The sequence below is a fragment of the Ferruginibacter sp. genome (genome assembly GCF_031430955.1).
Lineage (GTDB): Bacteria > Bacteroidota > Bacteroidia > Chitinophagales > Chitinophagaceae > Ferruginibacter.
On sequence record NZ_JANPCM010000244.1, the window covers coordinates 1 to 8,976 of the forward strand.

The window sequence follows — 8,976 nt, forward strand, 5'->3', positions numbered from 1 at the left end:
AAAATATTTGGCATAGAAATACCTGAAATAAAAGAAGGCGCTCCTGCATGCATTACCTTATTTAATACAGATGAAGAATATATTTTTGATGAAAAGATGATCAGATCGAAATCTAAAAACTCTCCTTTTATTGGCAAAAAATTAAAAGGAAAAGTAATCGGCATTATTAATAAAGGAAAAGTTGAATTGAATTGAATATGAAAAATATTTCGGCAAGAAATAAAGGATTAATAACTGGTGTTATAATGATCTTTATTTCACTGGGCATTTACCTGGCAAAGAAAAATTTTGAGAACAACTTACAATATATAACCTATGCAACTTATGTTGCCGGCATTTTATGGACTTTATTTTCGTTTAAAACAGCAACCGGCAATACCGCCACATTTAAACAATATTTTGCCGAGGGTTTTAAATGTTTTATTGTAATAGCATTGCTGATGGTGGTGTTTACTGTAGTATTTCTTTTGCTTCATCCGGAATTAAAGGAACAGATGGTTACCCTGATGACGGCCGAACTAAAAAAACAAAAAGATATTACACCACTTGATATTGAAAATAAAATTGCATTTGCAAAAAAAGCTTTTTTTCCAAGTTTAGTAATGGGAGCTGTATTTTCATACCTTGCAATTGGAGCCCTGGTAACTTTAATTGCTTCAGCTTTTATAACTTCACAAAAGAAAAGTTGATTTTTTAAACGATAATTTTGCATTGAAGGCGCTGAATAAAGAATAAATGTTGAAGAGTGCGACGCCAATGAAGATGAGTTACGAAATATTGCTGGGTTCAAAAAAAAAATTTATAACACAATAAATTCTCCGCCAGCTGGCGGAACAGGGGCTTATGGATTTATCAATTGTAATACCACTTTTTAACGAAGAAGAATCTTTACCGGAACTTTGTGCCTGGATTGAAAAAGTGATGCATGCCAATAATTATTCGTACGAAATCATTTTGGTTGATGATGGCAGCACGGATGAATCGTGGAATGTGGTGCAGCAACTCCGCAGTGTAAACGCAAATATAAAAGGCATAAAATTTCAGCGCAACTATGGTAAAAGCGCTGCACTTAACGAAGGTTTTAAAGCAGCGCAAGGCGATGTAATTATTACAATGGATGCCGATATGCAGGACAGCCCCGACGAAATACCCGAACTGCGTAAAATGATTATTGAAGATGGTTTTGATATTGTGAGCGGCTGGAAGAAAAAACGTTATGATAATACGCTTACCAAAAATATTCCTTCTAAATTATTTAATGCAGCAGCAAGACAAAGTTCGGGTATTAAATTACACGATTTTAATTGCGGATTGAAAGCTTATAAAAAGAAAGTGGTAAAAAGTATTGAAGTGTATGGCGAAATGCACCGCTATATTCCTGTACTGGCAAAATGGGCCGGCTTTAGAAAAATTGGAGAAAAAGTTGTAGAGCACCGTGCAAGAAAATATGGTGTTACCAAATTTGGATGGGAGCGTTTTGTAAATGGTTTTCTGGATTTATTTTCTATAATGTTTGTAGGTAAATTTGGCAAAAGGCCCATGCATTTTTTTGGGCTATGGGGCAGCGTTGTTTTTTTTATTGGTATGTGCATCTGGATTTATTTAGGCATTGCCAAATTTGCTTTTTCAAAATATAATATGACGGACAGGCCAATTTTTTATGTGGGTATAATTTCAATAGTTGTGGGTGTGCAATTATTTTTAGCAGGATTTTTAGGCGAATTAATTGCAAGAAATTCCAGTGAAAGAAATACTTATTTAATTGAAGAAAAAGTTGGGTTATGAAGATCATCATCATTGGCCCGGCACATCCGTTACGTGGCGGTGGTATGGCAACTTTTAATGAAAGACTTGCCAGGCAGTTTCAAAACGAAGGGCATGAAACTATTATTTATACTTTTTCATTACAATATCCATCATTTATTTTTCCCGGCACATCGCAATACTCCACCGAACCTGCACCAAAAGACTTAAATATTAAAGTTTGCATAAACTCTGTTAATCCTTTAAACTGGATTATAGTGGGTAATCAAATTAAAAAAGAAAATGCAGATATAATTGTTGTACGATACTGGTTGCCTTTAATGGGGCCATGCCTGGGGACAATTTTACGCATTGCTAAAAAAAATAATCACAGTAAAATTGTTTGTATTGCAGATAATATTGCTCCGCATGAAAAACGCTTTGGCGATAAACCTTTTACAAAATACTTTGTAAAGCCTGTGGATGCTTTTATTACCATGAGCGAAAAGGTGATGGAGGATTTAAAAATGTTTGATAATAAAAAAACTGCAGCATTAGTTATGCATCCTTTGTATGATAATTTTGGTGAAAAAATATCCAAAGGAGAGGCAAGAAATAAATTAGGCATTGGCATGGATGAAAAGATAATCCTATTCTTCGGTTTTATAAGAAAATATAAAGGGCTTGATATTTTGCTGGATGCTGTTAAAATTTTAAAAGAGCATAACCAAATTCCAAATTCCAAATTCCAAATTCCTAAGTTGCTTATTGCCGGAGAATTTTACGGCGACAGAAAACCCTACGATGATCAAATTGAAGCACTCGGCATTAAAGACAACCTGATTTTACACACCAATTTTATTACCGACAGCGAAGTAAAATATTATTTATGTGCTGCCGATGTAGTGGTGCAGCCTTACCGCAATGCAACACAAAGCGGCGTTACTCCCCTCGCCTATCATTTTGAAATACCTATGATTGTTACCAATGTTGGTGGCCTGCCTTCGTTGGTGCCTGATAATAAAGTGGGCTTAGTTGCCGAACCTAACCCAGCATCAATTGCTGAAAAAATAATTGAATACTTTGATAAAGGAGAAAATTATTTTTTACCTCACCTTATTGAAGAAAAGAAAAAATTAAGCTGGATAAAATTAACAGGCACAATACTTGAGCTTGCTAAGTTGTAGAGTAACTTACATAAAATAATTAGCCCAATGATATTCAGAAGCAAAGCTCCACTTCGTATTGGCCTGGCCGGTGGCGGTACCGATGTCAGCCCTTACAGCGATCTGTTTGGTGGCGCCATATTAAATGCCACCATATCATTATCTGCGTATGCAACTATAGAAATTTTAGAAGAAAATAAAATTATTTTACAGGCAATTGACCGCAACGAAGCACAAAGCCTGGACTTTGAAAAAGAATTGCCGCTTGATGGAAAATTAAATTTATTGAAGGGAGTTTATAACCGCATTCAAAAAGATTACGATTTACCCACCGGCGGTTTCAGATTAACAACATTTGTAGATGCGCCTGCAGGCTCGGGCCTTGGCACTTCATCAACTTTAGTGGTAGCCATATTGGGCGCTTTTAAAGAGATGCTTAAAATATCTTTAACAGAATACGAAACTGCACAATATGCCTATGCCATTGAAAGAGATGATCTGCAATTGGCTGGTGGTAAACAGGATCAGTATGCAGCAACATTTGGTGGCGTAAATTTTATGGAATTTTATGCAGCCGATAAAGTAATTGTAAATCCACTGCGTATTAAACCGCAGCATTTACATGAGCTCGAAAATAATTTAGTGTTATACTATACACAAACCACCAGAGACAGCGCCACCATTATTACAGAGCAGGTAAATAATGTAAATAAAAAAAATAAAAAAAGTATTGAAGCCATGCACCAGTTAAAAACGCAGGCCAATATGATGAAGGAAGCATTGTTGAAAGGGCGCCTGGATGAAATGGGTGAAATATTAGATTTCGGTTTTAAACAAAAAACTTTAATGGCCAGTAACATCAGCAGTGATGCAATGGAAACTATTTACGCCGCCGCAAAAAAAGCAGGTGCCACCGGCGGAAAAATAAGCGGTGCAGGAGGTGGTGGCTTTATGATTTTTTATTGCCCCGGCAATACCCGCCATAATGTTATTGAAGTATTAAAAACTTTTGGCGGCGAAGTAAAAAAATATTCTTTTGTTGATCATGGATTAACAAGCTGGAGTGTGTAAACCCCTAACCCCGGAAGGGTAAACTGAGTATGGAGGAATTAAATATTCAATGAACAATATTCAATGTTCAAATTTCAATGAAATACAATAGCATTTAATTTTACACTGCATTTTTATCAGAACTAAAAGTTTTAATAAAAATGCATTTCCATTGAATATTGATTGTTGAGATTTGAACATTGAATATTTTTTTGTACCCAGCTTCAATAATTCTCCTCATCATTGTTGCGTCGCACTCTTGTACGGCATACCTTTGCTGAACTTTACAGACCATTTACTAATCATTTTTTATAAAAAATATGACTGATAAAATAAAAAATATAATTGAGGCATCCATTAAAGTAAAACAACAGCTTTTACTTAATGATGAAATTATAAATACAGTAAACAATTGCGTTAATGTAATGGTTACCGCTTTTAAAAACGGTAACAAAGTGTTGTTTTGCGGCAATGGCGGCAGCGCTTCCGATGCACAGCATTTAGCAGCCGAATTCAGCGGCAGATTTTATAAAGACAGGGATGCCTTACCTGCAGAAGCATTGCATTGCAATACATCCTACTTAACAGCTGTGGCAAACGATTACACTTACGATGTTATTTACAGCCGCCTGGTAAAAGGTATTGGTAACAAAGGTGATGTACTTGTAGGCTTATCCACTTCTGGCAACAGTAAAAATATTGTTGCTGCATTTGAAACAGCAAAAGAAAAAGGTATCATCACAATCGGCTTCACCGGCGAAAGCGGTGGCGTAATGAAATCCATGTCAGATTATTTATTAAACGTGCCATCATTCGATACTCCACGAATCCAGGAGAGCCATATTATGCTCGGTCATATTATTTGTGAAATGGTAGAAGAACAATATTTCGGATGATAACAGAAGTAATTATATTGGCAGGAGGATTGGGGACAAGATTACGCAGCGTAATTGATGACATACCTAAATGTATGGCACCTGTAAACGGCATTCCGTTTATAGCCTGCGTAATTGATAACCTGCAAAAAAAAGGAGTGCAACGTTTTATTTTTTCCTTAGGCTATAAAAGCGAAATTGTTATTTCTTTTTTAGAAGAAAAATACCAGGCACTGGAAAAAATTTACGAAATTGAAAATGAACCTTTGGGTACAGGTGGCGCAATAGCTGCAGCCTGCAAAAAAGTTAAAGGAAATAATGTGCTGATAATTAATGGCGATACATTATTTGATATTAATTTAAAGTCTTTCTCCCTTTTTCACAGTAATAAAGCCGCCGATTGTTCCATTGCCTTAAAGCCAATGATAAATATTGAAAGATATGGCACCGTTGATATTAATAACCGTAATACTGTAATTGCTTTCAATGAAAAAAAATTCTGTCAAAATGGGTTAATAAACGGTGGCATCTATATTTTAAATGTCCGGCATTTTTTACAAGAGGATTTACCACTTGCTTTTTCGTTTGAGAAAAAATATTTAGAAAATTTATTTTCGGTAAGGCCAATGTTTGGAATAATAATGAACGATTATTTTATTGATATTGGTATTCCGGAAGATTATGAAAGAGCTCAAATAGAATTAGTTCCTGGAAGTTAGAAAAAATTTTACCGCACGCCGCCTTAATATAAATTTGCACTAATTAAATAATCAATGATCGATTTTAAAAAGATAGATAAAACCTGGACTTTGTTTTTAGACCGTGATGGTGTAATCAATCACGAAAAATATCTCGACTACATACACACGTGGGACGAATTTAAATTTTACGATGGTGCCAAAGTAGCCATTCAAATTTTTACTCAAAAATTCAACAGGGTTATAATTGTTACTAACCAACGGGGCATTGGTAAAGGTGTAACCAAAATAGAAGATGTTGAAATTATCCATAAAAACATGATTGCTGATGTTGAAGCTGTGGGTGGAAAAATTGATGCGGTATATTTTTGTCCAGATCTGGAAAGCGATAACCGTAAGCCAAACCCCGGGATGGGATTGCAGGCAGTAAAAGATTTTACTGATATTGATTTAACCAAAGCCATAATGGTGGGCAATACTTTAAGCGATATGCAGTTTGGCCGCAACCTCGGCATTAAAACTGTTTTCCTTACTACAACAAGGCCGGATGTGGATACCAATGATGAACACATTGATGCAGTGTATCCATCTTTAATTGCCTTTGCCTTAGATTTATAATTATTTCTGTGTTGCTGTGCTTGAGTACTAAACCTCTAAGTTTTAGTTAAAATTAATTTCCATACAATAATTTTACACTTCAATTGTTAAAGGATTAACTAATTTTACGCATGAAGCAACTGGTAACCTTACTGGCATTAATTACAATTTTTAATTTTTCGTTTGCACAGCAGCTTACAAAAGCTGATGCAAAAATTTTAAAGCAAAGAGAAGACTCCTTAAAAAAATATTCCGTTAAGTTAATACAGGGCATAAACGCTAAAGACCGTTTTGATGCCGACAGTATGTTTACCAGGGTTTTGGTAAGGGCATTAAAAGTTCCCGGCTCCTTCTACTACCCTTTCGATTCGCTGGAAACGATTTCTAAATTGTATGCACCAGACAGTACGTTTAAAATTTTTACCTGGCAAATGATGATCAACGATAATGTTATCCGCCAGCATGGCGCTATACAAATGCGTACTTATGATGGTTCTTTAAAACTTTACCCGTTGATTGATAAAAGTGATGTAACCGTAAATTTGGTGGATACTGTTGGCAATAACTTTGGCTGGATTGGTGCGGTGTATTATAATATTATTCAAAAGAAAAGTGCCAATCAAAATTATTATACCCTGATAGGTTACGATGAAAACAATATCCGCAGCAATAAAAAAATAATTGAAGTATTAAATTTTAATAATGGCGGCCCAACATTTGGCGGCCGCTATTTTAGTTTTGAAGAAGATTCTGTTTTTAAAACTTCCGTTGGCCGTTACATAATGGAATATAAAAAAACTTACGGCCCTAAATTAAATTACGATGCAGAGATGGATATGATTGTAGTGGAGCATTTAGTTTCGGAAAGTAATGAGCCTAATAAAAAATGGACATTAGTGGGCGATGGCGATTATGAAGGTTTTAAATGGAAAAACGGTAAATGGGTACATGTAGAAAAAATATTTAACCAGGTAACGCCACTAGGCCAGGCGCCTGTACCCACACCCATCCGTGACCCCAACGGAAATTTGGATGAAACCAAATTAAAAGATGCCGAAGGTGAAGAGGTAAAACCTGCGGAAGAAAAAATTATACCAGCCCCAAAACCAAAAGTAGTTCCAAAAAAGAAAAAAGGAAAGGGTTAAGCATGTTTATGGATTTACTGATGCAGCCGCATCTAAAAGTAAATCTCTAATATGTTCAAAATTTCTATCCCCACTCCCTGCCACGAAGATTGGCAATCAATGGCACCTAATGAACAAGGCCGCCACTGTACCTTCTGCGCTAAAACTGTAATTGATTTTACCACAATGAGTGATGACGAAGTAAAGTATTTTTTTCTTAATAAAAAAGAAGAAAAAGTTTGCGGCAGATTTAGAAATCAACAATTGCAATACATCAATATTCATTTACCAGATAATATTTTCTCCCAACCCCTTCCCTTATGGAAACATTTTTTAGCTGCCTGCTTGCTGGCATTTGGGACGATGCTGTTTTCGTGCAACACTTCCACTACAGGTAAAGCAATGCTAAACGTAAGAGAAATAATAATACCAAAAGATACTACTTTGCCTGGCAGTTTTTCGAAATATCCATTGCCACCTCCAGTTTGTACCAAACATGGCAATATTATGATGATCTATGTAGAAGGTTCTGCTATTACAGGAGTCATTGATGTTGAACCACCCTTACCTTCCTTTCCATCCCCAGAAGTTGTAAACTTGAAGGAGGAAATCATAATTGATTCTTTAGATCAAAAAATTAAAGGAGATTCCGCAAAACTAAAAAATCCACCAAAGGCAGATTCATTTAATTGCAATGTAAAAGTGCTTTATTAAGTAGTAATTTCTTCGCCTTCTAATAAATCTGCCAAAAATTCTTTTGATTTTTTGCTTTCGAATTTAAATCCAAAGTATGTAATTGAGCTGCCAACAATAAACATTACAAATGGAACAAAGATTATTGGCGAAAAGCCACCTTCAAATATTTGTCCTATTTCACGTATATGGATGAATGCAGTAATAATCATCCATAAACAAACAATTCCAACTATACCAAGCCAAACACTCATAAAAATTAATACAAAAATTAAAGGCTGCATTTTAATATTAATCTGCGTTTTACCAACAAAGGTTCCTGTAGTTCCATTTATTACTGGTAAAAAAGAATTCCGGTAATTTATTATTCGGTTAATTGTAAATGAATTCCCTGCTATTTTTCCTTCGTATGGTTTAGAATAATTATTTTTACCTGCAAAGAATCTGAAATTTTTCTTGGGCTCAATTTTATTTGCAATGGGATTACGAACTTCTTCAACAGATAACTTTGTTTTTAAAGTATAATTCTCTACAGGCAAAAATTTTTTAAAGTTCATTGGTGTATAAAAGAAATTGATTTTAAGGTGCAATATGAGCAAAGCTCAATAAAGGTATGCTGCACAAGTGAGTGATGCTTCGTTCCTCAGCATAAACTCCACGATGGTGAGCAGAATTTCTAATGTTCGTCCCAAAAAAATATTCCATCTTCTCCATTTCCTCCCCTCGGGGGTTCCTTGAAAAGGAAAGAACGAAGTTCAAGGAGGGGCTTTTAATCATTCAATTTCAGCACCGCTAAAAACGCTTCCTGCGGCACTTCCACATTACCAATCTGCTTCATTCTTTTTTTACCTTCTTTTTGTTTTTCTAACAGTTTGCGCTTACGGCTTATATCGCCACCATAACATTTTGCAGTAACATCTTTACGCATGGCGCTGATGTTTTCCCTTGCAACTACTTTAGCGCCAATGGCTGCCTGTATAGCAATTTGAAATTGCTGACGGGGTAATAATTCTTTTAATTTTTCGCAAAG

The 8,976-nt window shown here is 35.4% G+C and carries 10 protein-coding genes and 2 pseudogenes; 10 read left to right on the forward strand and 2 right to left on the reverse strand.

What is annotated here, in order from left to right; all coding sequences use genetic code 11:
* The 10 genes and pseudogenes from ACY65O_RS06820 to ACY65O_RS06865 form a co-directional block, all read left to right on the forward strand.
* A pseudogene (locus ACY65O_RS06820) lies at nucleotides 1-195 on the forward strand (dihydroorotase); the annotation flags it as partial.
* Between the two features lie 2 nt (nucleotides 196-197).
* Complete coding sequence (locus ACY65O_RS06825; protein ID WP_462220103.1) at nucleotides 198-689, forward strand: DUF4199 domain-containing protein; 492 nt, start codon at nucleotides 198-200, stop codon at nucleotides 687-689.
* Nucleotides 690-843: 154 nt separating this feature from the next.
* Entirely contained in the window at nucleotides 844-1,785 is a 942-nt protein-coding gene (locus ACY65O_RS06830; protein ID WP_462220104.1) for a glycosyltransferase family 2 protein, read from the forward strand.
* A complete protein-coding gene (locus ACY65O_RS06835) occupies nucleotides 1,782-2,930 on the forward strand; it encodes a glycosyltransferase (RefSeq protein ID WP_462220105.1) in 1,149 nt (382 codons plus the stop codon). The genes ACY65O_RS06830 and ACY65O_RS06835 overlap by 4 nt, the downstream gene beginning before the upstream one ends.
* 27 nt (nucleotides 2,931-2,957) lie before the next feature.
* Nucleotides 2,958-3,980, forward strand: coding sequence for a GHMP family kinase ATP-binding protein (locus ACY65O_RS06840; RefSeq protein ID WP_462220106.1), 1,023 nt, complete (start codon nucleotides 2,958-2,960; stop codon nucleotides 3,978-3,980).
* 299 nt (nucleotides 3,981-4,279) lie between these two features.
* Nucleotides 4,280-4,855, forward strand: a complete 576-nt coding sequence (gmhA, locus tag ACY65O_RS06845) for a D-sedoheptulose 7-phosphate isomerase (RefSeq protein ID WP_462220107.1) — start codon at nucleotides 4,280-4,282, stop codon at nucleotides 4,853-4,855.
* A complete protein-coding gene (locus ACY65O_RS06850; RefSeq protein ID WP_462220108.1) occupies nucleotides 4,852-5,553 on the forward strand; it encodes a nucleotidyltransferase family protein in 702 nt (233 codons plus the stop codon). The genes gmhA and ACY65O_RS06850 overlap by 4 nt, the downstream gene beginning before the upstream one ends.
* Nucleotides 5,554-5,607: 54 nt before the next feature.
* The gene (locus tag ACY65O_RS06855; RefSeq protein ID WP_462220109.1) at nucleotides 5,608-6,150 is read left to right on the forward strand and encodes a D-glycero-alpha-D-manno-heptose-1,7-bisphosphate 7-phosphatase; all 543 of its coding nucleotides are present in this window, start codon (nucleotides 5,608-5,610) and stop codon (nucleotides 6,148-6,150) included.
* 110 nt (nucleotides 6,151-6,260) lie between these two features.
* The gene (locus tag ACY65O_RS06860) at nucleotides 6,261-7,274 is read left to right on the forward strand and encodes a hypothetical protein (RefSeq protein WP_462220110.1); all 1,014 of its coding nucleotides are present in this window, start codon (nucleotides 6,261-6,263) and stop codon (nucleotides 7,272-7,274) included.
* A 51-nt stretch (nucleotides 7,275-7,325) separates the two neighbouring features.
* Nucleotides 7,326-7,967, forward strand: coding sequence for a hypothetical protein (locus tag ACY65O_RS06865; RefSeq protein ID WP_462220111.1), 642 nt, complete (start codon nucleotides 7,326-7,328; stop codon nucleotides 7,965-7,967).
* Here ACY65O_RS06865 and ACY65O_RS06870 read toward each other — a convergent pair.
* Together ACY65O_RS06870 and ACY65O_RS06875 are read right to left on the reverse strand one after the other, a co-directional pair.
* A complete protein-coding gene (locus ACY65O_RS06870) occupies nucleotides 7,964-8,503 on the reverse strand; it encodes a hypothetical protein (RefSeq protein WP_462220112.1) in 540 nt (179 codons plus the stop codon). The two genes, ACY65O_RS06865 and ACY65O_RS06870, sit on opposite strands and share 4 nt — an antisense overlap.
* A gap of 212 nt (nucleotides 8,504-8,715) precedes the next feature.
* Nucleotides 8,716-8,976 (reverse strand): annotated as a pseudogene (locus ACY65O_RS06875) (elongation factor 4); the annotation flags it as partial.